Source organism: Paenibacillus sp. 2TAB26, from assembly GCF_052115145.1.
Taxonomy (GTDB): domain Bacteria; phylum Bacillota; class Bacilli; order Paenibacillales; family Paenibacillaceae; genus Pristimantibacillus.
Genome location: NZ_JBFRGC010000005.1, coordinates 111,741 through 138,002 on the forward strand (window position 1 = coordinate 111,741; position 26,262 = coordinate 138,002).

Below are 26,262 nucleotides of genomic sequence, written 5' to 3' on the forward strand. Positions count from 1 at the left end.
GCAAACCTACTTCGTAAGCATAAGCCAAGGTTTGCGCAGCAAACCTACTTCGTAATGCTAGTAAGAGCACGGGGATTTCCTGACAGCTTCGGCATGCGATCCTTTTAGCAGCTTCCAGTTGTGCTTGCTGTAAAGGACTTCAGCTTGCTGATCTTCATGCAATCAGGAAATTCCCTGTACTCAATAACCTAACTACCGAGCAGCTATGTTACTTTCCTAGCGCTTTCGCTTGCGCCTCTTGGATTTTTTTCGCGATGTCTTCCGGTTTGCCACCCATCAACAGCTCCTGTAGTCCATTGTTCACGGCTTCAGCTCCTGCAGAAGTCAGCTTGCCATCATACACCGGCGTCATCTTCACGYTGTTCACAAGCTCATATACTTCGCTAAAGATTGGCGAAACTTTGCTCTTATCCAGCTCTACTTTGTAGCTGACAAGCTGATTGCTCTCAAGCGTACGCTTTTGCGCTTCTGGTCCTGACATTGCATAGATAAGTTCAAATGCTGCATCCTTTTTCGGACCAATCGCATCCTTGCCTAGACCCATGCCGACACCTACGACACCAGATAGAGAATTAGGATCGCCTTTTCCACCAGGAATGGATGGAAGAACCGTTGCGCCCATTGCTTTAAGTGCATCTTCTGAAGCGTTGGAAGCTAGATTCGACAATGCCCAGCCGCCGTCAATCATCATCGCAGCTTTGCCTTGCGCGAACATTTGCTCCATTTGCGTGTTGTCGATTGCATTGAATCCATCTTGGAATGCACCTGCCGTACCAAGCTGCTGCATGTAAGTTAATGCCTGTACAAATTCAGGGTCCGTAAATGCCGCACCATCTTGGCTTGCTGCTTTCAAGAACCACTCCGTACCTGTTACACGGTCAGCCAATGAGCTGAAAATACTGGATTGTGCGAGCCAAGCCGCTTTATTGCCTAGAGCGATTGGCGTAATATTTTTGCCTTTCAGCACGCTAATTGCATTCAACAGCTCATCCCATGTTTTTGGGACAGTAAGGCCGTTTTCTTCAAGAATCGTTTTGTTGTAGTATAGAATCGATGTTGGAGACAAGCCCATCGGAGCGCTATAGATGTTGCCATCTACTGTGAAAGCGTCGAAGGAATTAGGCATGAAACCTTCTTTCCATTCTTGGTGGCTGTCAATTAGCTCATTAACCGGCTGAATAAGTTTGCCTGCTGAAAATTCCTGTGTCATAGAGCCATTGGATAAAATGAATACATCCGGCATTTCATCTGCCGCAGCGACCGTTTTTAGACGCGTCTTGTAACCGTCTGGCGGGATCGCTTGAATATCGAGCGTAATGTTCGGATGATCGGTCTGGAACTGCTGAATAATCGAACGCATCGTTTGCGCTCTAAGATCGTCGCCGGTAAAGTTATGCCATAGGCTTAGCTTCACTTTCTCAGCTGCCGGCTCACTGCCGTCCTCATTTTTTTTGCCGTTATTGTTTGTTCCGCCGCACGCTGCCAAGATAGAAATCATTAGAGTGACCATAATTGCAATTGTTAGTGTCTTCTTCATGTCATGTTTCCTCCTTGATATTTGTCTTACCTCCGAGTATAGGGAATCATAGGCGACATGGGCAGGGGACAGAACTCAGGAGTAGGGTAGATAAACTTCAGCTTCTCGTCCGGTATTCCGAAGGTGTAAAACCCGTAAACCGTTTAAACAATTGGCTAAAATACTTCATATCCGTATAGCCCACGCGGCTTGCAACCTCACTCACCTTTATCGGTGATTCATCCAAAAGCCGCTTGGCGCGCTCCACTCTCATGCGAGTTACAAATTCAATGTAGGTATGACCCGTCTCACGCTTGAATACCTCGCTGAAGTGGTTTGGATTCAAATGAACATGCTTGGCAACCTGCTGCAATGTAAGCTCTTTGTCCAAATGATCATGAATATAAGCAATCGCACGCTTAATGTAAGGTATGCCTTCTTGTCCGATCGTCTCACGGTACAGCATCATCAATTGGTGAAGCTGCTCATACAGCAATCCAACTCCGTTATCAGTGTTTGGGGAGGGAGAAATGCTGTTAGCAAACTTCTCTTTGGAGAGGGCAGCAGATTCCCCAAAAGAGGCAATGACTCGCTCCACCCAGCGGTGGGCAGAAATTTGGACGGATTGAAGAAACTTCTGCAAGGAATCTGGCGTCGTATCTGCATCTTTGAGCTGGAGTTCAATGAGCTCTTGAACCCATTGGTAAAGCTGCGCGTCCGTTCCGTTCTGGAATAACGCTGTGAGCTGTCCTTCCTCCTCCTGCGAGCAGACGGTACGTCCGCCTCGGCGTCCTTTTATATCCTCGTAAGCCAACAATCCTTCTTGGCCTATAATTCCTTTGAACAAAAAAGCATAAGAAGCCTCCGTGTACGAATCCTGAAGCTTGTGCCAGTCTGAAACAACTGTGCCTGTTGCCCCGAACAATTTGCATTTCAGCTTCCTTGTTACCCTCTCCATTAATCTAGCGAGCTGTGATTGATCTGCTCGCATGCTTTCATGCCTAAGGAGAATGACGAGACTATCTTTACGCAAAAGAGCTTCTCCATCTATCAGCTCGCTTATCATATTGTGCACGGCAAACAGCAATAAATAGCCGTGTCCCGATTCATTTCCCCAGCCTTCCGCCGAGACAATTACCGTTTGATAAAAAAAGGTTTCGTTCAATCGCAGCTTCGGCAGAAGCTTCGCCGCTTTCTCTGCGGAGTGATTGTCAATTTCCGTATCAGCAATCAGCCTCTCAAGCAATCTGTCGCGTAGCTGGTCTTTTTTTAGTGCCTCCCACTTTTGCAGAATTCGCATCTTCGCTCCATTTACCGCTCGGATGATTTCATCGGGCCGACTCGTTTTGAGCAAATAATCTCCTGCTCCTTCTCGAATCGCCTGCTGGGCATAGGAAAATTGATCGTAGCCTGTCAAAATAATGACCTCACTATCAGGCAGCAGTCTCCTGACATCTCCCGCAAGCTCTAGTCCGCTGCGTCCCGTCATTTGAATATCCGTCAATACAATTTCCGGCTGCTCCAATTCCAGACGAGCAAGCGCCTCCTCGGCTGATGCTGCCGGCTGCAGCAGCTCGTAGCCAAGTTCTGCCCATTTTATAACGGTGCTCAGACCTGTTCGAATAATGACCTCATCATCTACGATTAACAGCTTCATTAGGCTTTGCCTCCTTCGTGTAACATCGGGATCGAGAAGGACACGCGTGTCCCTATTCCGTCCAAGCTTTCAATGCGCAAGCCTGCTTCTGCCCCGTAATGCAGCTGCAACCGCTTATGAACGTTGCGAAGTCCATAGCTGCCGCGTTCTAGGCGATCACGTTCTTTTTTGCGATCATCCGGTCCGTGGAGCTCTTTATATATAGCAGCCAGCTTAACCGAGTCGATGCCAACGCCTGTATCTTCTACAGCAAAAGACATAAACAAACCTTGCATATGTGCGGTTACTTTGATCAAACCAGCTTCAGCTTTCTTCTGAATACCATGAATAAGTGCATTCTCAATTAAAGGCTGCAGAAGAAGCTTCAGCATCGTTAAGTCCATTAGTTCCTGATCGACCTGAACGATAAACTCAAACTTGTCCGGGAAGCGGATCGACTGAATATTGGCATAATGGCCGGCATGCGCCACCTCCTGCTCAACCGAGCAAAACTCCTCGCCATTGTTTAAGCTGAATCGCATAAAATCACTTAAGCTGCCTACCATATCGGCCGTCTTCTCATCTTGATTCATGAGCGCCATCCAGTGGATAGAGGATAGAGTATTGTACAAGAAATGAGGATTGATTTGCGCTTGCAGCGCATGCATATCCGCTTCTTTTTTTGATGATTCCTCCAGCTTTACCTGCTCCGTCAAACCTTCAATTCGCTCGCTTAGCTTATTGTAGCTTCGCACGAGCTGTCCTACCTCATCCATCGTTTCCACCGGATACGTTTGCATCGGCTCTTCCGGGTTCGAGTGCTTTAGAAACTGCGTCAGCATAATAAGCGGATTGGTCACGCGTTGAACGAAGTATAGAACGAGTACGGCCACGAGCAGCATCGAAAAAATAATGACGATCGCCATCAGCTGCAGGACGTAATTATTTTGAGCTTTGTATTCTGTGAAGGGCATGACGCCCGTCAGCCGCCAGCCTACATCAGCAACCGTGTCATAAAGTATGGTCTGTTTACTTTCACCATGGCCGTAGTTGAGCGTTCCTGCATTCCCTCTTATCGTCAAGCCGGGCAGCAGGGCTTCCATTGTCATCATTGACCTGCTTTGATCACTGCCGGACAAGATTTGTCCCTTCTCATTGGACAGAACGACGTAGCCCCCCGCTGAAATGCCCGCCTGATTCATCAGCTTGGAAACAGCTTCTTCGTTAAGGCTAATGACCAACGTTCCAATTTGTTTGAAGCTGTTCAGACTGCGAATCGGCCGGACGAGTGAGATTACCTGCTTCACCCCAGCTGCTGTATCCGTCTCGTAACGGCTTGTCCACCATTTTGCACTAGATTGATAATGCTCAATATCTTCTCCAGTCAGCTCGGATAATTCCGTCTCAAAAATCGTTGTATTTGAAACGGGATGGGACTGGCTTTGCGGATAAATCGTGATGTCCGAAATATACGATTTGGAGAACACCAGATTAGATAGAAACTCAATCATTTGCGTTTGTTTAACCGCATTTTCTCCTGAACTGCTCAAATATTGCTGTACATCCTTTTGCCCAATCAAAAATAATGACATATTCTCGATATCTTGAACGATAAATTCGAGATTCGTACCCGTCTGACGCAATAGGCTCTTGCCCGATTGCTTTGCCTTCTCTTCCGTAGCTGTCGCTGCCATGTTGTAGGCAAATAAGCCCAGCGCGAGCAGCGGAATGAGAACCGATAGCAGCAGCAAAAAGGATAACTTACGCTTTAATGAGCTACTAATCCAGCGCATCTCTCATCCCCACTCTCCTTTTCTCGTAGCAATAAAAAGTTTAAAAACATCCTATCACACTTTTTTTTAGGTTAACAGATTTTTTGTTTGATTTTTCGAGTAAGTCGTAGTACCATGTGGGCAATGAGGCTTTAAGAAAGTGGAGAGTGAATGCAAGTGGAATCAATATCTCAAGAATTACTATTTTTGACGGAGATGGCCAAAGGTATAACCGCGCAGTTTGGAGACAATTGCGAGGTCGTTGTGCATGACTGGTCAAAGCCCGTAGACAGCACCATTGTTGTCATCGAGAACGGCCACGTCACCGGAAGAAATGTAGGAGATCCTGGCACGAATCTTGGACTGGAAATTATGAGAGGCACCTCCGAGGGTGATAACCGCCATAATTATGTTACCCAGACGAAGGATGGACGTATTCTCCGTTCGACCTCCATGTATGTAAAAAATAACGCTGGCACCATCATTGGAGCGCTCTGCATCAACTTCGACATTACCGATCTGATGGTTGCCGAGAAAACGCTTCAATCGCTGACAGCGAGCGGACTACAGCCGGTTCGGGAATCGTTTGTCAGCAACGTGAACGACCTGCTCGATACGCTCATACAGGAAGCGCAGGTCACGATTGGCAAGCCGCCAGCTGCCATGACCAAAGAAGATAAAATTAAAATCATTCAATTGCTTGATCAAAAGGGTGCTTTTCTCATTAAAAAGTCAGGCGAGAAGGTTTGCAGCTATTTGAGCATTTCAAAATTTACGTTATACAGCTATTTGGAAGAATCCAAAGGTGTAGATAGCGATGAAGGAGCAAGCGAATGAGCGAGATATTGAACGTACGCAAAGATGAGGAAGCCTTGCTTAAGCTAGAAACACCATGCGTTGTCATCGACAGTGATGCTGTCGATAACAACATTGCTGCAATGGCAGAAGCTATCGCGAAACGCGGCGTAAAGCTTCGTCCCCATGCCAAAACACATAAGCTGCCGGAAATGGCCTCAAAGCAGCTCTCAGCTGGTGCCATCGGCATCACCGTAGCCAAAATTTCCGAAGCGGAGATCATGGCAAGCGGCGGCATTCGTGATATTTTTGTCGCTTATCCGTTAGTGGCCAAATCCAAGCTTGAGCGTGCAGCTCGGCTCAGTCTATCCGGCGTTCGATTAATTATCGGAGTCGATAGCTTAGAGGGTGCGAAGCGCATATCTGAGACAGCCGTGCGTGAAGGCGCAGTGTTGGAAGTACGCCTGGAGCTAGAAACGGGACTTCGTCGTACAGGAGTTGCGATCGACAAAGCCGTGGAGCTTGCGAAGCAAATCAATGATCTTGTCGGCATAAAGCTTAGCGGTATTTTCACCTATCGAGGGGCTATGGTCGGCGGAGCATCGACGCTCGATTTGCAAGCAGCCGGCCATGAAGAGGGGCGCTTAATGGTTGAGGCTGCTGCAGTACTACGGAGCGCAGGCATCGCCATTGAGGATGTAAGTGTAGGCTCTTCGCCTACTGCGCTGTTCGCTGCAGAAGTTGACGGCATCACTGAAGTTCGTCCCGGGACTTACATTTATCAAGACCGAATGCAGGCAGCTTTCGGAACATGTACGCTTGAGGATTGTGCCGGCGTTGTGCTGGCTACCATTGTCAGCAGGCCCTATGAAGATTTAATCATCATTGACGGCGGCAGCAAAACATTCGCAACGGACGTACAACCGGGCAATTCACCTTTATTCCTTAAGGGCTTCGGCCATATCATCGGAGATCCTGAAGCGATTTTGGAGCGAATGAATGAGGAGCACGGCATGATTCGTGTACAGCCGGATTCCAACTATCAGGTTGGCGACTTGGTGCGTATCATCCCCAATCATATTTGCAGCACCGTTAATTTGCACAGCTTTGTCTACATCAAGGATTCCAGTGGGCAGCTTCACAAAACGACTGTAGCGGCTCGCGGAATGCTCGAATAACGAGAAGGAGGAGGCTTATAACATGCTCGATCTTATTTTGAAAAACGGCAAAATCGTCGATGGCAGCGGCAATCCTTGGTACGGCGGCGATGTTGGAGTCAAAGATGGCATCATTGTTTCTATCGGCCAAATTGATCAAGAGGCTAGCCAAATTATTGATGTGGGACGCAAAGTGATTTCTCCTGGCTTCATCGATGGGCATTGCCACTCGGATCTGATGATTATTGATCATCCTTACAGTGAAATTAAGCTGCAGCAAGGGGTAACAACTGAGGTTGTCGGCAACTGCGGCCTCGCCCCTGCTCCATTTATTCGGAGTAAAGGCGCACTGCTGCAGTCGTATGTGCAGCCCGTACTTGGGAGTACAAGCTGGGAGTGGCCCTGGGAAACGGTTGGTCAATATATGGATTTTGTCAGCAAATCCAATCCTTCGGAGCACATCGCCACCTATGTAGCACACGGTGCACTGCGTATCGCAGTCATGGGCTTCGAGAACCGTCCTGCGACGAAAGACGAAATCGAGCGGATGAAGACACTGCTTGAAGAAGGGCTGCGAGCAGGCGCAATCGGATTATCAATTGGTTTGTTGTATGCACCTGGCAGCTATACTTCACGCGAAGAGCTGGTTGAGCTTTGCAGCGTTTTGCCTAAATACAACGGTCTGCTCTCCACACATATTCGCGGTGAGGGCAATAACTTGCTGCCGTCCGTTGCAGAGGTCATATGGATCGCTGAACGAGTCGGCATCTCGCTGCATATCAGTCATTTGAAAGCAGCTGGCCGCGCCAATTGGGGTAAAGCGCTTGATGCGCTGGAGCTTGTAGAAGCGGCAAGAGCACGTGGTATGGACGTCACAGTTGATGTTTATCCCTACGCGGCAGGCTCCACCACCTTAACAACCGTCCTCCCTCCTTGGGTACTAGAGGGCGGCATTCATGCAACACTTGAAGCGTTCCGCGATAAGGCGCTGCGCCTGCGGATCAAAGAAGAGCTAAGCCGCGAGCAGGACACTTGGGATAATCTTGTATGTTCAACTGGCTGGTCCAGCATCATTATTTCTTCGATTCAGACCGAAGCGAACAAGGCGCTCGAAGGCAAATCAATCGCCGAGGTTGCCGAGCTTCGAGGAGAACATCCCGTCGATTGCATGATGGATCTTCTGCTTGAGGAGAATGCTCAAATCGCGATTGTCTACTTCCATATGTCCGACGACGATGTGAAGCAGGTCATCGGTTATGAGAAATCATTGATTGCATCCGACAGCTTGAACTGCGAGATCGGCAAGCCTCATCCGCGCACGTACGGCACCTTTCCACGCGTTTTTGCCAAATATGTGCGTGAAGATAAGGTACTGTCGCTTGAGCAAGCGGTTCGCAAGCTAACCTCATTTCCCGTACAGCGCTTTAAACTTGGCAAAAGAGGACTGCTTGTGCCAGGATATGCTGCTGACATCACGGTATTCGACCCAGCTGTCATTCAAGACACAGCAACGTTCGAGGACCCGCGTCAATATCCGTCCGGCATCTCGCATGTTATCGTTGCCGGCCAGCTCACGCTTTCACATGGTGAACACACGCATAAGCGCGAAGGTAATCTTATTCGCGCGCAGCACTGCTGCACGCATTAGTTAACCCGCAATACACAATTGATAAACAAGGAGCTGTTTTATAATGTCTATTATTGAAAAACGTCTTGCTGAGCTAGGAATTGTTTTGCCTGAAACGACTAAACCTAAGTTCTCCTACATTCCGGTCAACCAAACGGGCAATCTCATCTATACTTCCGGCTTCGACTGCCGTATCGATGGTGTTCTCATGTATGAAGGTAAAATCGGCTCTGATCTAACGATCGAGCAAGGACAAGAAGCAGCGCGCCAAGTCGTTATCAACCTGCTTGCGGCGATGAAAGCTCACCTAGGCGACCTTGACCGTGTCGTAAAAATCGTAAAAATTCTTGGTTTCATCAACAGCGCTCCCGGTTTCGGCGATCAGCCTTATGTGCTGAACGGCGCATCGGATCTGCTCATTGAAGTATTCGGAGAAAATGGACGCCATGCAAGGTCCGCGATCGGTACAAGCGATCTTCCATTCCATACGCCAGTTGAAATCGAACTCATTGCAGAGGTTCGAGAATAGCATAAACAGGCAAAACCCCCAAGGCTCAGGCACTTGGGGGTTTAATACTATTTCAATTAGTGGAAAACGCATTGATTCCGATTTACAAGCAAGCTTTGTTGACTACCAGCATACAGCGCGGGAAATAATAACAAGCAAAATGAAAAGTACCAATATAATACCGATACCAGTTCCCCAGCCGCCAACTCCAGCTCCACAATTGCTAACACCTGCAACTGGATAAGAAGGTCCGCAATTTCCTGCGCCAACCCCTGCTACTCCATAGCCCATTTGTTCATCTCCTTTTTACTAAGGTACAGTATCCTATGATTTTTAGTAAAAAGGGTATAGGCTATTTCGTAAAATGTGCTCCTGCTCATTTTTTATGCCCGCCCACACTTTCTTGCAATGACTAAACGCCTCTGCTCTGGGTGAACAAGTCTATTTATTCTGGCTATCGATGAGCGTCAAAATAAACGTCAATGCTTCTGCACGAGTAGCCTTTGCCTGCGGTTCAAAGCGATTGCCGCTTCTCCCCTTAAGCAGATTACGAGAAACAGCAGCCGCTACAGCCGGCTTAGCCCAAGCTGGTATTTGCGAGGCATCCGCAAAACGAATTGACGGGTTCTCGTCGAGCGGAAAACCAGATGTACGCATCGTCATTGCCACCATTTCCGCTCTTGTAATATGGCGGTTTGGCCGGAAAGTACCATCGTCATAACCGCTAATTACATCAGCATTCACAGCCTCCGCTATGAACGCCTCTGCCCAAGCTGGAAATTGTCCCTTGTCTTTAAAATTAACTTCCTTCGCTTGCTTAGCATTCAACTCGAATGCACGGCCGATCATAGCAACAAATTGCGAACGCGTTACCCAGCCATTAGGTTGAAAAGCACCGTTCTCAAAGCCTGTTACGATGCCAAGCGAAGCCGCTCTTGTAATATTTGCCTCAGCCCAGTGGCCTTTTATGTCACTGAAGGATACTAGCGTCGAAGAGCTTAAGAGCAAAGCCAGCTTCGCCGCATTTTTCAGCTGAACCGCCTTGACCTGACTATCGACCAGCTTTGCTTCTACCAGCTCAACGTTCGCCTTTCCACTCGCAACTCCCTCAAAAGTAAACGTGGCAATAGCTGCCGATCCGCTCACTCCGCTATCCTTCCCAATCTTCGTATGAGCGAATGTTATAACCCCATCCTTATCAATCGGTGAAATGGGCATTCCTTTCCACGCTGCTGTTGCCTGTTTGAATTTAAGTTTTGCTGTGTTGTACTTCAGTTTAATCTCGAAGCCATATAAATCATTTAATTGCTCCCCTTTTACAACGACCTCAACTGGTTGTCCGACTGCCGCATTTTTCTGATTGACGGTAAGCGACAACGTTGCAGCCGCAGCATGTGCAGAAGGCAGCAAGGCTGAGCGGCCAACGCCCGTTAGCGTAGAGACGCCAGAAAACAACGTCATCACTATTAACAAAATTGCTATTTTTTTCACTCTCAACAACATGTCCATTCTCCTTCCAAATCGTGTTTTTCGTTATGTTCAATAGGGAGCGTGCTAGTGAAAAGGCTGACAGCAGCTTAACTAGCGCTTGTCAGCCTTTTTCTTTATACAACTATTATGATTTCGGCTCGCTCTTGCTGTCGTAGCGGTTGCTCCACTCTTTTAAAATAGTATCTCTTTGTTTAGCCGCTTCTTGCAGATCGTATTTGATTAATTGCTCAATCGGGTTTTTAGTATAACCTTCTGGAATGACGCTAGTGTCACTCTTCACAGCTACGATCGGATAGTTTTTGCTATATTCAGCCATTGCATCGTCTGTAATTGCCCAGTCCAAAAACGTCTGTGCTGCTTTTTTCATTTTCGATTTCTTAACCATTGCATTTGCCTCAACATCCCAGCCTGAGCCTTCTGTCGGGAAAACTACTTCAACTGGCGATCCGCCGTTTTTTTCTTTAATACCGCGGTATCCGAAGGAGATCCCGATTGGATATTCGCCAGTACCAGCCATTTTTGCCGGCTTCGAACCTGAGTGCGTGTAGATGCCAATGTTCTCATGCAGTTTGTCCAAGTATTCCCATGCTTTATCTGCTCCAAGCAGCTGCGCCAAGCCCGATACCGTGAGGAAACCCGTACCAGATGATGCAGGGTTAGGCATCGTGATTAGACCTTTATATTCTGGCTTAAGCAGATCCTCGTAAGTTTTCGGTACGGCCAAACCTTTTTTCTCCAGCTCAACTGTATTAGCAATAAAAGCAGTCTCCCATGCATCAATGCCTACCCAATGCTCCGGACTTCTAGTATCTTTAAACTCAGCAAGAATCCGATCTACGCCAGCAGGAGAATAAGGCTCCAGCATGCTGTTTTGATCCAGTACTAGCAAGCTTGTTGCTGCAACGCCCCACACGACATCCGCTTGCGGATTATCCTTCTCAGCAAGCAGCTTTGCTGTAATAATACCTGTTGAATCACGAACGATATTTAATTTAATGTCTGGGTATTTTTCATAAAAAGTTTTCAAATACTCTTTAATAAGATCATCCTCAAGCGCAGTATATACGGTAAGTTCTTTGCTATCTGTATCAAGCGACGATTCTGTTGATTCTGTTGATTCTGTTGCTTCTGAAGTATTGCCCATTTTGTTATTTCCTTTATTGCTCGATCCTCCGTTACCTCCGCATGCGGATAAAACCGTAACAATAACTATCATGCTCACAAGCAGAAACCAGCTTCTTTYCATTTTTTTCTCTCCCTTTGTTTGTTCTTCTTCTCTATTCCTACTATATGCTTGTTTGTTTAACGCACTGTAAAATACAAGTAAATAAATTGTTTTGTTTTTGATTTCCACTAATTAGATGTGTTTTTCCTTTGAGTAATTTGCATTTGGTTGGTATAAAAAAAAGAACCTCCAAGTCTTATTAGACTCGAAGATTCCTTTGCCATAAACAGCTATTCTGCTACAATCCAGTGCACATCCTGATCATCAAGCTTGGAACGCCAAGCCTGCGGAGGCGCTACATCGCTAATAATCATATCAATCTCTTTAAAATCGGCAATCTTATAAAAATGGTTCGTCCCAATCTTCGTATAATCAGCTAACACGATCGTTTGCTTGGCTTGTTTCATGAAAGTTCTAGCCAACACGCCGCGCTCATCCTCATAGCTTGTTACACCGCTATCAATCTGTAGGCCGTCAGCAACGATAAAAGCCTTGTCCACATTAAAATTGGACATAAACTCCATCGCAAGCGTACCGGATGTCCGGTAATGCTTCGGGTTAATGCGACCGCCAATAAGCACGATTTCACCATCAAATATATTGCGATTTTTGTAGCCAATCAGCAAGTTTAAGGTATAAACGGATGTAACAAGAACGGTAAGTTGTTTTTTGTAAGCAAGTGAATCGATCATTTGCAGCGTGGTTGTTCCATCGTCGATGACAACAACGTCTTTATCCTGAATGAGAGAGGAGGCAGCTCGTCCGATCCTTCTTTTCTCTTCAGCCTGCTGCACCTCGCGCCGAACATAAGCGGGCTCTTCCCGCTCCACATTAATCTTAACGGCGCCGCCGTATACTCGCTTGAGCTTAAGCTCATCCTCCAGCTCCTCCAAATAACGGCGGATCGTTTCCGATGATACATCAAGCGCCTGCACAAGCTCCGGCGTTCGAACCTTCCCTTTTAGCTGCAGCATATTAATGATGATCTGCTTCCGCTCTTCTCCGGCTAGCGACATCTCTATTTCCCCTTCGTCTTCAGCTTAGTCTACTGTTTTGATTATTAATCGTATTCTAGCCTACTTCAACTAAACTCTCAATCTTTTCATGAATGAGAATGCCGCGCTTGCTTAGCTGCTCAAATATAATGCTCGGTTCAAAAGCTTCTTCCGGTGTGATGATTCCTGTTTGATCTTTGCATAACGTCTGACCGCTCGCAATAAGCTCCGTCGCTATCGCAAGTGGAATTCCGACGTTTCTAGTGTACGCACGGAGTTTCTCCCAGCCTTCTACTGAACCATCCGATGCAGGATGTGTATGGGTAAGTGTATGTTTGCAAGCTTCGCCAGTCTGTGCCGATATTCCCGTTACTTCAATATGAAGAGAATAACCGTATAATTCTGTTTCATGGCCTTCTTGCGATTCGAATAAGTATTGCCCAATCGCATCCATAATGCCAATTTCCTGGCCTGCAATGTTTATACGATCGTTGCGCATAAACCCATAGTCATATAACGCACGGACGAGTCTCATATTTTGCTGAGGCCATGTACCGCGTACTTCAATTAACTGAACATCCTTGCTCTCAAGCGCTTTTGCCAGCGTTCGTGTCTCTGCGTGCGGAATAATGTATTGAATCGATTTGCCGTAAGGCTCTGGCAGCTCAATTTCACGTGGACGAGCAAACGGCTCCACCTGAATGAATTGCCCCTTCTCATAAACTACGCGTCCCGGCAGCTTCGGATCATACTCATAAACCGTCGTTTCCGCTATCGATTTGGAGAATGCAATCGGCCGGTATGAGCCATGACTAACCCGTACCTCATGCACTTCCTTCAACTGATTAGCAGCATGCATCGCCATCATTTGCGTTACACCCGGCGTCATCCCGAAGCCAGGCAAACACATTTTTCCGTTGCGGACAAATACATCGTGGCTTGCATCTTCTTCGCCAAAGCCGTTCAAATTAATGCCGTGGCAGCCAGCCTCTGCAATACATGCCGTCGACAAGCCGTTTAATGTAATTGTAGTTCCATCCATTACAATATCGTAGCCGCGAAGCTGTTCTACCGTTGCCGCATGATCATGCACATTCACTCTGACTGCATTGACACGTTTATCATTCAGTGAGGCAGCAAGCTGCTGCGCCGCTTCCAGATTGAAATCACCAATCGTAATGACCTCAAATGAGGAGTACTGAACAAGGTCCAGCACCGCTTCCATACAAATTCGACCTGCACCGCCAAGACAAAATACTTTCATCGTCTTCACTCTCCTACTGTTCCTTGTCAAAGGATGAATAAATGCTTTTGATCACATGAACCAATCGTTCCATATCTGCTGGATTAACATCACCGATGCTGCCAATTCGGAAAGTCGGCTCCGAGGTCAGCTTCCCTGGATACAGAACAAAACCTGCCTTCTTCAAGCTTCCGTAAAATGATTCAAATGAAAAGTTAGCGCTTGGGTAACGAAATGCCGTAATAATAGGAGATTGCCACTCACGAGGAAGCAGCGCACTGAAACCAGCAGCCTCCATCCCCTCAGTTATTACTTGTTGATTGCTACTATAACGAGCTTCACGAGCCGCGATTCCGCCTTCAAGCTCCAGCTCCTTCAGCGCTTGATCGAATGCGCGAACAACATGTGTCGGCGAAGTATAACGCCATTTGCTATTCGAGCGCTCCATCATGTCCCATTGGTCATACAAATCAAGCGATAAAGAGCGCGCATGGCCTTTGCATTTGGCAATGGCATCACGGCGGGCAACTACAAAACCAAAACCCGGTACCCCTTGTATACATTTATTGCTGCTGCTAATGAGGAAATCAATGCCCAGCTCATCTATGTCCATAGCTACACCGCCAAAGCTGCTCATAGCGTCAACAATAAACGTGACATTATGGCGCTTAACAACTTGAGCTATTTCATTCAAAGGGTTAAGGATACCTGTTGTCGTTTCGCAATGTACGATGGCAACATGTGTAATCTGCGGATCATCCTTAAGTGCTTTCTCGATGACTTCCGGATTGATAGGGCTGCGCTCGTCAAAACGGATTGGCGTAACTGAAATACCAAGCACGTCAGCAATTTGAACCATTCGCTCGCCATAAGCTCCATTAACGGCAATAGCCAATTTTCCGCCTTGCTTCGGCATCGCCGTGCCTATTGTGGCTTCCACGCTAAACGTCCCGCTGCCCTGCATCAATATAGCAGTATAGTCTTCTGCCGCCGATTGTGCAGCAAGCTTAACGAGCCGCTCTCTTATCGAAGATACCAGCTGATTGTATTGATCATCCCACGTACACCAATCCTTCATCATCGCTTCCTTCACGGTTCGAGTCGTCGTTAGCGGTCCTGGCGTAAGAAGTAGATATGGATTTTCTGTTAGCAATAATGCATCATTATGTGATTTCATGGACGATCCCCCGCTTGTAGTCTTTCGTTGATGTGTGAAATAACGCCATCCAGCTCGCCAATCTCACGAATGATAAAATGTGCTCCCGCTTGCATCAAGCGATCCGAAACTTCAACAAACAGCTTCTCCTTCTCGCCCTCAGACAGGGCTTCCGTTTCCGCTTGTGTCAAACCCACTTCATTTCCGCCGAAAATAACGCCTACTGACCATACGCCTGCATGACGGCCTTCTCTCATATCTGCTTCGGTATCGCCGCATTTGACGATATGGCTCATCGGATACGTACCGAGCAGCTCCGCATTGCGGAAGATCATCCATGGATGCGGGCGGCCTTCGGCTGCTTCATCTGGCGTTACTGTACAATCTGGCGAATATCCTTGCTTCGCAGCTTCCGGTGCAATAATGTCCATCATGGGACGCGTATATCCTGTCGTCGTTCCAATCTTGATGCCCTGCTCGCGCAGTCTCTCAATAAGTGCTAGCGCACCGGGCACTGGTGTTGCATATTGATGAAGAATGGAGAACAACATCGGTTCAAACTTTTCATACATTTCATCAATATCATTTTCATTTGGCATGCTGCCAAACTTCGCTTGCCATGCAGCAGACACATCAGGATCGGAGCAAATATCGCGCAAATGATCTTTTTTCATGCGACCCATCGGCTTCCGAATCGCTTTGAACGACGCCTCAATGTCTCTTTCTTCGAATAAGCGGCGAAACGCTTCAACCGGTGCAAAGCTTCCATAATCAACCACTGTACCTGCCCAATCCAATATGACTGTTTTAATCATGAGTAAAAACCTCCATCGTATAATGTATAATTGTTTTTTTGAAAAATTGTTTTTGGCATCGCCTTATCGCTTCTGCCAAGCTGACATTTTGCGTCTCAGCCTTGCGGTGCCCGCTTCATACAGAAAGCGAACGACAACATTGAGGAGCACTACGAGTACTGACATCGCTGCCGCCGCCGCCGTATCGCCCGCATCGTCCATGCTGACGATGGAAACCGAGGCAATTCGCAAGTCCGACGCATACAGAAAGACCAGTGCAGATACCGTCACCATTGCATTTACGAAAAAGTAAACTGCCATTTCTAATATGGCCGGCAAGGACAATGGCACCGTAATGCGATAAAATGTCCGCAGCTTCGAGACATTCATGGACTCCGAGACGTTGTCGAACTCCTTGTCCAGCATTTTTAAAGTTGCGGTCGCCGTCATGAATGGAACGGAGTAAAAATGCACAACATTAGCCAAAACAAGAATGATCATCGTTCCATAAATAAAGTGAAACGGGTTGGACGGATGATTAAAGAAATAAATAAAAGATAATCCGATGACCAGCCCTGGAAGCGCCAGTGGCAAAATCGACAAGAAATAAGCAGCTTGCCGGATCGGACGATAGACACGTCCATTTTCGATCAAATAAGCAAACAAGAACGTAATGATCGTTCCGATTACCGCTGTCCAAGCGGCCATCTCAATGCTGTTCCAGAACGGATCGAAGCCACCTGCCGCTGCATTGGAGAAGTCGAAGTTGCTCCACGTTAGTGACATGTCATACGGCCACTTCTTCACGACCGAAGCAAGCAGAACAGCTCCCATTAACAGCAAAATCATGGCTGATAAAGCAATCGCATACGTATACGCCCAAACATTGCGCAGCCGATTGTTCTTCACGGAATAAGGAACAGACTTTGATGTGACGTACGCCTGCTGCTTCCGCGTGACGATTCGATCCACGATAAACGCGAGAATGGCGGGAATGGTCAGCACGATGCCGACTACAGCTCCCATAGACATATTTTGCTGGCCGACAACCTGTTTAAAAATATCAGTGGCCAGCACGTTATACTGTCCGCCTACGACCTTCGGTGCGCCAAAATCGGTGAAGCTGAGCGTAAAACAAATGACGACCGCGCTGAGCAGCGCATATTTTACAGACGGCAGCGTTACGGTAAACATTTTTCGCAAGCTGCTCGCGCCCATCGACTCGGCTGCCTCATACAAGCGATAATCGCTGACGGCAAGCCCCGCGCACAAAATAAGAAACGCCTGCGGAAACGTATAGATGACCTCAGAAATGATGATGCCTACTTTTCCATAGAGTGGAATTCGCCATTCGAACGGCAGCAGTCCGAACAACCCCGTAGAGATAAGACCTTGATGACCAAATAAATAAGTAAGCGCGAGCCCGTGCATCATGGTTGGTGCGAATAAGGGCAGCATGGCAAGAGCTTTGAAGAAGGACTTGCCTTTAATATTTGTGCGAGTCAATACGAACGCCAGCCCAAAGGCAAGCGGCACAGCAATCGCGGTTGTAGCTGTGGATACGGTAATCGTGTTCAGCATCGATTGAATGAGTGATCTTGACTGCAGATACGATGAAAAATGAGTGAAGCCAACCAGATTTCCATCTGAATCCATGAACGCCTGCTTAAACATCGCGAACAGTGGCAGGACAATAACAGTAATAAGTGTGAGCAGGACTAGCACTAGCAGGAGCTTTATAACGCCATTGCTCTCCCGTAACTTTTGATTGCTTTTTCTCACCCACTGCGAGGGCAGAGCTTGATCTATTTTCCCTTTCATTCTCTACCTCCCCACGTTCCCAGCGATTGCCGCAGGATAATGAAGCATACGCTCTTGCGGCATTTGAAGATGAAACAGCTTATTGCGCGACCATTCAAATCGATTAGCTATTTGCGCTGATATATCTACCGTTACGCTTATGTCTGAATGATTCCCGTGTTCATTCGCTAGCTGCAAGCTTACACGATAGAATGCGCCACGAAACTCCACATGCTGAACAAATCCGCTAATTCCGCTATCATTAGATAGGCCGCCCGTATGCTTTTCCTCATCAATCTGGATATGTTCCGGCCTTATAGCTAACAAATCATTTGGGCTTGCCCCCATCCATCTTTCTGTTCCTACAGGAAAAAAATTAATAGCTCCAATGAAATCAGCGACAAAAGGCGTATTCGGCTTGTCATATACCTCCTGCGGCGTGCCAATTTGGACAACCCGTCCTTGATCCATGACGACAATCTGATCCGCCATCGTCAGCGCTTCCTCTTGGTCATGCGTAACCATAACCGTCGTAATGCCAAGCCGCTCTTGCAGCTCGCATAGCTGTTCGCGCAGCTTCTCCCGCACCTTCGCATCAAGCGCAGAAAGCGGCTCATCCAGCAATAAAATATCAGGCGATAAGGCGATTGCTCTTGCGAGCGCCACCCGCTGCTGCTGGCCTCCGGAGAGCTGTGCTGGATACCGATCCCTCACCTCAGTCAGTCCAATGAGCTCCAGCATCTCCTTCACACGTTCTTCAATTTGACGCTTCGGCTGTTTCCCTTTGAGACCGTAGCCAATGTTGTCGCTCACGCTTAGATTTGGAAATAGCGCATACGATTGAAAAACGATGCCAAAGTTGCGTTTGGACGTATGCTGCGTCGTAATATCATTTCCATCAAGGATTACGGTGCCGGCATCAGTCTGTTCAAGACCTGCGATAATACGCAGCAATGTCGTCTTGCCGCAGCCGCTTGGGCCGAGCAGACATGTGAATTTCCCTTTCGGAATATGAACGCTGACATCATGGAGTGCTTGAAAGCTGCCAAATGCCTTGCGAATACCATTAATCGCTAATCCTTCATTTTTCATTCTCATTCTCCTTGTGTTCTCGTAATAATCGTTCAAGAACGGTATTATGAAGTTAAAGCATTTGCATCGTTGATCTATTAGCAGTTTAAAATAGATTTGTTAAGTGAGTGTCAAACACAAGTAAAGATTGTGTGTTTAATTGCTTTTATTATGGTTTTAAGTTGTTTTAAAGATCCGAATGCTGTATTTTATGTGCAACAACCTTTTTTTCATTTCTTTAGCAAAGACAACAAACTAAAAAAAGGACGGGTACTACACTTATGACAACGATTATTTTCGACTTAGACAACACGCTGATTTGGGATGAGAAAAGTACAGACGAGGCACTCGATGCGACATGCGAAGCAGCCGAGCAAGCATTAGGTTTACAAATAGGACTTTTAAAGCAATCTATCATTCGATCTGCTCATTCTGTATTTCGTGAATTGGAATGTTACGCTTACTTAGCGAATATTGAAGTAACTGCGATGGAAGCGATGTGGGCTCGGTTTGATGATGGAGAAGCAGCAGAGCTGCAATTAATGAAAGAGGCAGCACCTGCTTTCCGTAAAAACGTTTGGGAGAGAGGACTACAAGAGCTCGGCATCCACGATGAAGACCTTGCAGTCAAGCTTGCTGAACAGTTTCCAGCCGAGCGGCGCAAGCGCCCTTATGTATATGAAGAAACATTTGAGGTGCTCGAAGCATTATCTGCAAAATACCCGCTTATGCTGCTGACCAATGGAACACCTGATTTACAGAAAGAGAAGCTCTATGGCATCAACGGTTTATCCGATTTTTTTCCCCATATCGTTATTTCTGGAGAAGTCGGCTGCGGCAAGCCGGCTCCGCAAATTTTCGAGCACACGATGAATCTCGCGGGGCTAAAACCAGAGCAATGTCTAATGGTAGGAGATAATTTGTTTACCGACATTTTGGGGGCGAGCCGAACCGGTATAGCAAGCGCCTGGCTAAATCGATCGAGACAGCAGCTGCCAGAAGGTGCCGCACGTCCAACTTTTGAAATTCAATCCTTGAGAGATATTGAAGCGCTGCTTCCTCTATAAGTTGTTCTTACTACTATAAAAAGAGGCTCCACCTTGTCGTTTCGACGAGGTGGAGCCTCTTTTTAGTAATTTCTTCATATTCCGATTACACCTGTTTAACAACACAACCTTATGATAAAGAAGAATCAAAAACACACAAAAACAATTAATCACATTATTTAATGACATTATTTGTTTTGTTTTTAATCTATGTGTGGGAAGGATGTTGGATTATGGCCCATATGCCATAAAAGTAAATCTACTGTCCCCTATTCGATTTCACGAGACACCCATTCGAAAAATTGGAGGTTATTATTCATGAATAAGACGATAAAAAAAGCATTTGTATCCACGCTTGCTGCCGTTACATTAATTACCGCATCAGGAGGATTTGTTCCGCTCAGCCAAACTGCTTTTGCAGCTGTCGTGAATGCCGACCTTCATGCAAAATTCAGCTTTGAGAACAATGCCGCTGATAGTTCCACAAACAATCTCACGGCTGACATCGTCGGCACTCCTACTTACGTTCCCGGTAGAATCGGACAAGCCCTTTCATTAAGTTCAACTAGTGCCAATAAACAATACGTAAATCTGGGCAAGCCATCACAACTCCAATTCGGAGTCGATAAAAGCTTCAGCTTCTCCTTCTGGGTGAAGTCCTCCGGCGTAGATTCCGATCCTTCCATTTTATCCAATAAAGACTGGAACAGCGGAGCTAATGTTGGCTACAACCTTTCTCTTCATTCCGATAAGAAATTAAGATGGAATTTCAATACGGCAGGCGGAACACGCATTGATGCTGATATTCCAAACGTTGCTAATGGGAGCTGGCACCATATCGTCATCTCGCATGACCGTACCGTCGGACGCGTAGATTTTTATAAAGATGGCGTGCCTGTTGCAGTCTCTACGTCGAACGGAACCAAATTCAATAATATCGCAAGTGCAATTAGCATTACCGGCCGCACAGGAACGATCGATTCTGGTCTTTCCACAATGCTCGGCAATGACGGCACTGGCAAATATTCTGCAGCTTTGGAAGCACAGCTCGATGAGGTTCTCATATTGAATCGTGCAATCACCCCTGAAGAGGTTACAGAAATTTTCAATAGTGCTCCGCCCATTGTAGTCAGCGATAAATTCAATGGCACGCTAAAATTCGTAGGTGCAACAGCCACAGCTCCTGGCACAGAATTTAGGCAGATGCTCGACCTGCGCACCCCTTCCATGACAACCGCGATCGACGGCGCGAGCGTAGAAATTGCCTATGACAGCAGCAAATTCACATTCTCACGTGCAACGAAAGCAACGAAAGTAGACACTTCAACACCAGGCATCGTTAAGCTGGAGCTCCCAGCTGGAAGCGTATATAACAAAACCAACCCTTTAGAATTCGCGTCATCTACACTGTCCAATGTTTACTTTTTTGCAAAGGATGCAAGTGGACAAGGCACGATTCAAGTGACCTCTGCTGAGTTTTTTGTAGGCGGTAATAAATATGTGAAGGAAACGTTGAACACGCCTGCGCAAACTGTTCAGATTAAAACAAAAGCATCTGAAGATATTAACAAAGACAGTCATATTACGATTGGTGATGTTGCCTTGGCTCAAGGGAAGTCCGTTCAAGAACTAACCAATATTGCTGATAAAGTAAAATATATGCCTTACAAACGAGTTGTCGTAATCGGCATTGACGGTGCCGGCATGTCGGTATCGAAGGATGCGCCCTACTGGGAAACGCCAAGCTCTGTGAAGGAAACGGTAGGCGACCGATTAAATCTGCCCGCACTGCGCGGCATCATCGAGAAAGGTGCTGCTAGTTATTCCGTCACAACGACGCTGCCTACCGTTTCATCTCCAAACTGGGGTGCCATGTTAAATGGTGTGGACTACAGCAAGCATCAAATTGACAATACGATTAGCGCAAATAATACCTATAGTGAAACATCGCCTTACCCGTCCGTCTTCAAAAAATTGCGTGAACAATTCCCGGAGACTAAGCTTGCTGCCTTCACAACCTGGTCCAACATCATTAATGGACATATCGAACCGTCCCTTGGTGCCGAAGGATATTCTGCGGGCGATAAAGCAAACGTAAATGCTTTTGCAAAATATGCGGCAGACGGCAGAGCATACGATGCATCCCTTATTTTCTTCCAATTGGATGATGTGGACGGTGTCGGACACTCGCTCGGTTTCTATACGAAGGATTATTATGCAAAACTTATGGAAACAGATAACCTTGTAAAAACGATCTATGACTCGCTCGGCAGCAAAAACCTGCTGGACGATACGCTTATTCTAATGACAGCCGATCATGGCGGCGGCACAGAAAACGCAGATCATACGCTCGGCAGCGCTACTGCCCATGGACAAGATTCGCCGCTTGCCAAAACGGTATTTATCGCAGCAAACGGAAGAACGATTGCAACGGATGTAGGTAAGGAGAAGCTTTTGCAAGGAGGAACAACGAAGGATATTGCTGCAACGATATTAGCTGCACTGGAGGTCGATTCTCCGATTGGCGATTCCAAGACGATTGATGGTATGTTCGTCCCTCAGAAGGATCAGAACAAACCGGATGCTCCGAATCTCCAGTTAACCAAAATTGTTGACACCACTTCTAAACAATTAAAAGGTTATGAGTTCGCCGTTAGTCATCTGAACACAGATGCTAAAGCCTTGGATATCGAATTAGAGACTGGCGATCTGACTGTTCAATCGATTAAGCCGCTTCAAGCTGGCGTTACCGTATTACGAAATGAAAGTGCCAATGGAAAAACAAGAATCGTCCTCGCAGCAGATTCCGCCATCTCGCCGGATCAGCCTATTGTACGGTTAGTAACGCAGTCCCAAAATAACGGTGCATCTGCGGTGCTTCATCAAGCGATGATCGCAAGTGGACAAGGAACAGAGTCATTGCCTAATTTCACCGCTTCCGTTAAAGAAGAAGAGACAGAAATATCCGGTCCAACTGCTGTATTGGAAGGAAAGACGTCTGTCGTATCCGGTTCAACCTTTACGATTAAGCTAGGCTTGAATGATGTTTCGGACAACGTTTATGCACAAGATATCTCATTTAACTATGACCCGAATGCATTTGAATATGTAGCTAGCCGTTCACTTCTTGAAAAGGTCCAAATTGTGAATACCATCCATGATGAGAAGGGCAAAATCCGACTCATTCTTGCTAGTGAAGGGGTAGAAAACGCGGTTACCGGCAGTAAACAGGTTGTGGAGCTTACTTTTAAAGCAAAAGAAACACAAACGGTTACTACAGGTAAAGTGACTGCGGATTCGATCTTAATTTCAAACGGCGAAACTGAAGTTAATGCTGCTCCATACACATTAAATATCCAAGTAACGCCAAAAGAAACGACAAACCCTGCCGATCAAAACCAAGATGGCAAAGTCAGCATTTCGGATTTGGCCCTCATCGTTATTCATTACGGCAAACGCGAAGGCTCAGCGGATTGGGAACAAATTAAACAAGCTGACGTTAACAAAGACGGTGTCATCGATCTATTAGATCTTATTCTCGTCGCTCGCTCCATTGTAGAATAATAAGTATCATTAGCAACTTGTCCCATATGATAAACTATAACATCCCCATGGCTCAGGCCTATGGGGATGTTATTATACTTTCATTTAGTTAGAAAGCGTTTGGAAAGCCTTGCGTTTACGCTTTGGCTTAATTATGGCTTACAGCCAAGAACGAGAAATGATGACAAGAAGGATAAAAAGGACAAGAATAAATCCAATACTTGAGAATCCGCCACCGCCGCAGCCTACGCCTACTCCTGCAACTGGGTAAGGTGCGCAGTTTCCAGGACCTACATTAGCACCTGCTACTCCATAGCTCATTTGTTCATCTCCTTTTTGTTAACTTACACAGTATCCTATGATTCTGGGGCAAAAGTGTATGGGCTTTTGCAGGAAATGAGCAGATGCCTAAAAAAGCCATCTATTATTGCTTGTCTGCGCATAAAGTAAACGAAGGAACCTTTTTTAGGTACATATGGAATTAGAGGGATGGTGTTAAAATGGGCTTTTTGGACGCATTAATGGGGAACGCCTCTGAAGTAAATCCTGATGAGGCGCAAATAGAATTTGGCAACTTGCTCAGTAGATCGGAGAATGTAGAAAGAGCGTACAAACTGATTCGCGACATGTTCATTTTTACGAACAAACGCCTCATCATCATTGATAAACAAGGAATAACCGGCAAAAAAATTGATTTTCATTCCTATCCTTACAAAAGCATTACTCATTTCAGCATCGAAACAGCCGGAAACTATGATCTGGATGCCGAGCTGAAGATTTGGATATCAGGCAGCGTCGCGCCCATCCAAAAAACATTCAACAAAAACCTGAACATCTACGATCTCCAGAAGGTTTTAGCTGAATATGTCTTAAAATAAATGATGAACCCCGCAGACCTTAAAGGTCGGCGGGGTTCATTTATTTTCGCGAGAGTATCATTGTATTCAGCCATGCCAGTTCCGAGAGCGTTAACGTACCTTGCTCCGCTTTCTCCCTCCATTTGGTGTCTTGTAGAAGCTTTTGATCCTTAAATTGTCCGAGGGTGTTAATTAAAAGCCTTTGTTCTGCTTCTGATAGATTCAGATCTGATTTTCGATTGTCGGTTGGCCGTTTCATTTTCTCCAGTACCTTCTGTTTGAAATGGTCCCATCCTGTCCATTTGCCATTATCGTACATCAATCTTGGACAAATTTTCCCGCTCCAATCGTAATGGCGACGCAGGCGATCGATTCCCCAGCCGTACTGCTTCAGTAGCTTTGCTGCTAATTCGCAAGTATTGGAAAGTGTTTTTTCATAGTCTCCACTCTCGCAAATCTCAATGCTTATCGATGTTCGATTCCCGCTTGCAGCGCCGCTCCCGTCGCCCGCATGCCACGCATTCTCATTCAGCGGCAAACACTCAATGACCTCATGCTCGTCCACAACAAGATGATAGGATGCGGTGCGATTATTAGTCAGGTTCGTGAGCCACGCCCTTTCGTTTCTCGCTGAGCTGGTAGGGTTGCCTGTGTTGTGAATGGTAATAAATTGCGGCAAAAGCAAATGGCCTGGGCGGCGATTGTTGGGGGTGGATGGGGGGATGTGGTTGATTGTATAATTAGCCATTGTTGGACTTCCTTTTATTCGTAGTAGATTCGTTATTAATAGATTGATCAGAATCGTTAATTATATCTGGGCTGCTGCCTCGCTTTGTCGCTCGCTCTACCTTCGCTTTCAGCTCACTATCAATATGCTCGATGACCGATTTAGGAATCCACTTCTCCCAGCCCGCTCTGTAGGCGTTGGCGGTCAAAGACTGCCATGTGTGATAAATGATGCCTAGCGTAATGGCGTAAAAGAACAGCCCCGGCATGCTGAGCATAGAGTCCAGCAGCTTGGCTAGGACGGGTAATGCCAAAAGAAAAAGGGTACGAAGTACCCCAAACATCCCATACTCGGAGGAGTATGTCTTGTCTTTATGTGAAGCGGCAATGCCTGTTATCCAATCCAGTACGATAACTGCTATTAGAAGCGCTATTGGAATTAATCGACCTCCTCCATAAATCGAATCAATCACAGGGGCAAAAAAAGCGCCCACCGCGGCTGCGGTGAGCTTTCCTTCTGATAGATATTGGGATAGGAATTGTTTGTACATGGAAAGCTCCTTTCTGGAATTTCTGAATACGAGAAAGAACGGGTTAAACTCATGTCCATGGTAATGAAACTATAGTAGTTTATTCCCTAAAGCATTCTACTTCATTATATAACGATAATAAGTCAATCTAGCCCTTATTCATCCTGCAAGATCCGGACGTATTTCATAGAAAGCTTTAAGAACTTTAACAAAATCAATATCGGATAAGGCATAAGTTGAAATGATTTCTTCCGGTGTACCTTCTCCGTTGTTATACCTCGTATTAGTTCCATTTGCATATATTCGAACTTTAAAATTCAACATCATTTCGCACCTCCGAACAACTCAATAAGAGAGAGTTCAATATCAGCAACTCTTGTCTTAAGTGCTGTATTTTCTTCCTCAAAAACAGAGAGTCTAAAAGAATGTTTAAGTTCATTGTTTTTCATTTCGTCCTCTGAAACCCCATAGTTTTGGTAAAGTAAACCTCGAACGATACGGTTTTTCATAAGCATCACTTCCTCGTCAACGTTAGCTAAAGTAAGCGCACCACCCGCATCGGAAGTGGTTTGTATTGTTTCTACAGTATTAACTTTTAAAACGTAATAAACTGTTTCCTCAACACCGTTAATGTTTTCTGACTGTTTCCCGTTAAAAGGTTGATTATATGCATGGATTGTATATGAAGACACTATTTTCGAAAGAAATATATCTATGTCTGCTTGATCGGCATCTAATATCATATCGTCATAATTTATCATTTTTTCTACCTCC

At 46.2% G+C, this 26,262-nt stretch carries 24 protein-coding genes; 7 read left to right on the forward strand and 17 right to left on the reverse strand.

The features are described 5' to 3' along the window. Positions 1–208: 208 nt before the first annotated feature. From AB4Z50_RS06470 to AB4Z50_RS06480, 3 genes are all read right to left on the reverse strand, one after another. The gene (locus AB4Z50_RS06470) at positions 209–1,537 is read right to left on the reverse strand and encodes an extracellular solute-binding protein (protein WP_441877082.1); all 1,329 of its coding nucleotides are present in this window, start codon (positions 1,535–1,537) and stop codon (positions 209–211) included. A gap of 97 nt (positions 1,538–1,634) precedes the next feature. After that, the gene (locus tag AB4Z50_RS06475; RefSeq protein ID WP_441877085.1) at positions 1,635–3,173 is read right to left on the reverse strand and encodes a helix-turn-helix domain-containing protein; all 1,539 of its coding nucleotides are present in this window, start codon (positions 3,171–3,173) and stop codon (positions 1,635–1,637) included. Next, positions 3,173–4,945: a cache domain-containing sensor histidine kinase gene (locus AB4Z50_RS06480; protein WP_441877088.1), complete on the reverse strand. Its 1,773-nt coding sequence runs from the start codon at positions 4,943–4,945 to the stop codon at positions 3,173–3,175. The genes AB4Z50_RS06475 and AB4Z50_RS06480 overlap by 1 nt, the downstream gene beginning before the upstream one ends. Before the next feature lie 156 nt (positions 4,946–5,101). On the opposite strand from AB4Z50_RS06480, the gene AB4Z50_RS06485 reads away from it, so the two are divergent. The 4 genes from AB4Z50_RS06485 to AB4Z50_RS06500 are packed head-to-tail and all read left to right on the forward strand — an operon-like array spanning position 5,102 to position 9,032. Next, the gene (locus tag AB4Z50_RS06485) at positions 5,102–5,761 is read left to right on the forward strand and encodes a helix-turn-helix transcriptional regulator (protein ID WP_076269800.1); all 660 of its coding nucleotides are present in this window, start codon (positions 5,102–5,104) and stop codon (positions 5,759–5,761) included. Beyond that, entirely contained in the window at positions 5,758–6,897 is a 1,140-nt protein-coding gene (locus AB4Z50_RS06490; RefSeq protein ID WP_441877092.1) for an alanine racemase, read from the forward strand. Before AB4Z50_RS06485 ends, AB4Z50_RS06490 begins: the two co-directional genes overlap by 4 nt. Before the next feature lie 22 nt (positions 6,898–6,919). Then, a complete protein-coding gene (locus AB4Z50_RS06495; RefSeq protein WP_441877095.1) occupies positions 6,920–8,524 on the forward strand; it encodes an N-acyl-D-amino-acid deacylase family protein in 1,605 nt (534 codons plus the stop codon). 43 nt (positions 8,525–8,567) lie between these two features. Next, positions 8,568–9,032 (forward strand): RidA family protein, encoded by a 465-nt coding sequence (locus tag AB4Z50_RS06500; RefSeq protein WP_076269751.1) that lies wholly within the window; start codon positions 8,568–8,570, stop codon positions 9,030–9,032. 102 nt (positions 9,033–9,134) lie between these two features. Here AB4Z50_RS06500 and AB4Z50_RS06505 read toward each other — a convergent pair whose 3' ends face one another. From AB4Z50_RS06505 to AB4Z50_RS06545, 9 genes are all read right to left on the reverse strand, one after another. Beyond that, on the reverse strand, positions 9,135–9,302 hold the full coding sequence (locus tag AB4Z50_RS06505; RefSeq protein ID WP_441877098.1) for a hypothetical protein: 168 nt from the start codon (positions 9,300–9,302) through the stop codon (positions 9,135–9,137). A gap of 150 nt (positions 9,303–9,452) precedes the next feature. Next, the gene (locus AB4Z50_RS06510) at positions 9,453–10,514 is read right to left on the reverse strand and encodes an S-layer homology domain-containing protein (RefSeq protein WP_441877101.1); all 1,062 of its coding nucleotides are present in this window, start codon (positions 10,512–10,514) and stop codon (positions 9,453–9,455) included. Positions 10,515–10,626: 112 nt separating this feature from the next. Then, entirely contained in the window at positions 10,627–11,748 is a 1,122-nt protein-coding gene (locus tag AB4Z50_RS06515; protein WP_441877104.1) for a putative 2-aminoethylphosphonate ABC transporter substrate-binding protein, read from the reverse strand. 209 nt (positions 11,749–11,957) lie between these two features. Beyond that, a complete protein-coding gene (locus tag AB4Z50_RS06520; RefSeq protein ID WP_076269749.1) occupies positions 11,958–12,743 on the reverse strand; it encodes a DeoR/GlpR family DNA-binding transcription regulator in 786 nt (261 codons plus the stop codon). Positions 12,744–12,798: 55 nt separating this feature from the next. Next, entirely contained in the window at positions 12,799–13,986 is a 1,188-nt protein-coding gene (locus AB4Z50_RS06525) for a saccharopine dehydrogenase family protein (protein WP_441877107.1), read from the reverse strand. Between the two features lie 13 nt (positions 13,987–13,999). Continuing rightward, positions 14,000–15,142 carry a 2-aminoethylphosphonate--pyruvate transaminase gene (gene phnW / locus AB4Z50_RS06530; RefSeq protein ID WP_441877110.1) on the reverse strand — a complete coding sequence of 381 codons (1,143 nt, stop codon included), beginning with the start codon at positions 15,140–15,142 and terminating at the stop codon, positions 14,000–14,002. Beyond that, positions 15,139–15,936, reverse strand: a complete 798-nt coding sequence (gene phnX / locus AB4Z50_RS06535; protein ID WP_441877113.1) for a phosphonoacetaldehyde hydrolase — start codon at positions 15,934–15,936, stop codon at positions 15,139–15,141. Before phnX ends, phnW begins: the two co-directional genes overlap by 4 nt. Before the next feature lie 63 nt (positions 15,937–15,999). Further along, positions 16,000–17,736: a putative 2-aminoethylphosphonate ABC transporter permease subunit gene (locus tag AB4Z50_RS06540; protein WP_441877116.1), complete on the reverse strand. Its 1,737-nt coding sequence runs from the start codon at positions 17,734–17,736 to the stop codon at positions 16,000–16,002. A 3-nt stretch (positions 17,737–17,739) separates the two neighbouring features. Then, positions 17,740–18,807: an ABC transporter ATP-binding protein gene (locus AB4Z50_RS06545; RefSeq protein ID WP_441877119.1), complete on the reverse strand. Its 1,068-nt coding sequence runs from the start codon at positions 18,805–18,807 to the stop codon at positions 17,740–17,742. Between the two features lie 260 nt (positions 18,808–19,067). On the opposite strand from AB4Z50_RS06545, the gene AB4Z50_RS06550 reads away from it, so the two are divergent. Next, positions 19,068–19,853, forward strand: a complete 786-nt coding sequence (locus AB4Z50_RS06550; protein WP_441877122.1) for an HAD family hydrolase — start codon at positions 19,068–19,070, stop codon at positions 19,851–19,853. 297 nt (positions 19,854–20,150) lie between these two features. Further along, positions 20,151–23,396 (forward strand): LamG-like jellyroll fold domain-containing protein, encoded by a 3,246-nt coding sequence (locus AB4Z50_RS06555; RefSeq protein WP_441877125.1) that lies wholly within the window; start codon positions 20,151–20,153, stop codon positions 23,394–23,396. Positions 23,397–23,534: 138 nt separating this feature from the next. Here AB4Z50_RS06555 and AB4Z50_RS06560 read toward each other — a convergent pair whose 3' ends face one another. Continuing rightward, positions 23,535–23,696 carry a sporulation protein YjcZ gene (locus AB4Z50_RS06560; protein ID WP_179089868.1) on the reverse strand — a complete coding sequence of 54 codons (162 nt, stop codon included), beginning with the start codon at positions 23,694–23,696 and terminating at the stop codon, positions 23,535–23,537. 179 nt (positions 23,697–23,875) lie between these two features. Here AB4Z50_RS06560 and AB4Z50_RS06565 point away from each other — a divergent pair, with 179 nt between their 5' ends. After that, positions 23,876–24,253, forward strand: a complete 378-nt coding sequence (locus tag AB4Z50_RS06565; protein ID WP_441877128.1) for a PH domain-containing protein — start codon at positions 23,876–23,878, stop codon at positions 24,251–24,253. A 40-nt stretch (positions 24,254–24,293) separates the two neighbouring features. On the opposite strand, the gene AB4Z50_RS06570 is transcribed toward AB4Z50_RS06565, so the two are convergent. The 4 genes from AB4Z50_RS06570 to AB4Z50_RS06585 form a co-directional block, all read right to left on the reverse strand. After that, positions 24,294–24,980 carry a peptidoglycan recognition protein family protein gene (locus AB4Z50_RS06570; RefSeq protein WP_441877131.1) on the reverse strand — a complete coding sequence of 229 codons (687 nt, stop codon included), beginning with the start codon at positions 24,978–24,980 and terminating at the stop codon, positions 24,294–24,296. Continuing rightward, positions 24,973–25,509 (reverse strand): phage holin family protein, encoded by a 537-nt coding sequence (locus tag AB4Z50_RS06575; RefSeq protein WP_441877134.1) that lies wholly within the window; start codon positions 25,507–25,509, stop codon positions 24,973–24,975. Before AB4Z50_RS06575 ends, AB4Z50_RS06570 begins: the two co-directional genes overlap by 8 nt. A gap of 138 nt (positions 25,510–25,647) precedes the next feature. After that, positions 25,648–25,812: a hypothetical protein gene (locus AB4Z50_RS06580; protein ID WP_441877137.1), complete on the reverse strand. Its 165-nt coding sequence runs from the start codon at positions 25,810–25,812 to the stop codon at positions 25,648–25,650. Continuing rightward, positions 25,812–26,249, reverse strand: coding sequence for a hypothetical protein (locus tag AB4Z50_RS06585; protein WP_441877140.1), 438 nt, complete (start codon positions 26,247–26,249; stop codon positions 25,812–25,814). The genes AB4Z50_RS06580 and AB4Z50_RS06585 overlap by 1 nt, the downstream gene beginning before the upstream one ends. Positions 26,250–26,262 lie beyond the last annotated feature (13 nt).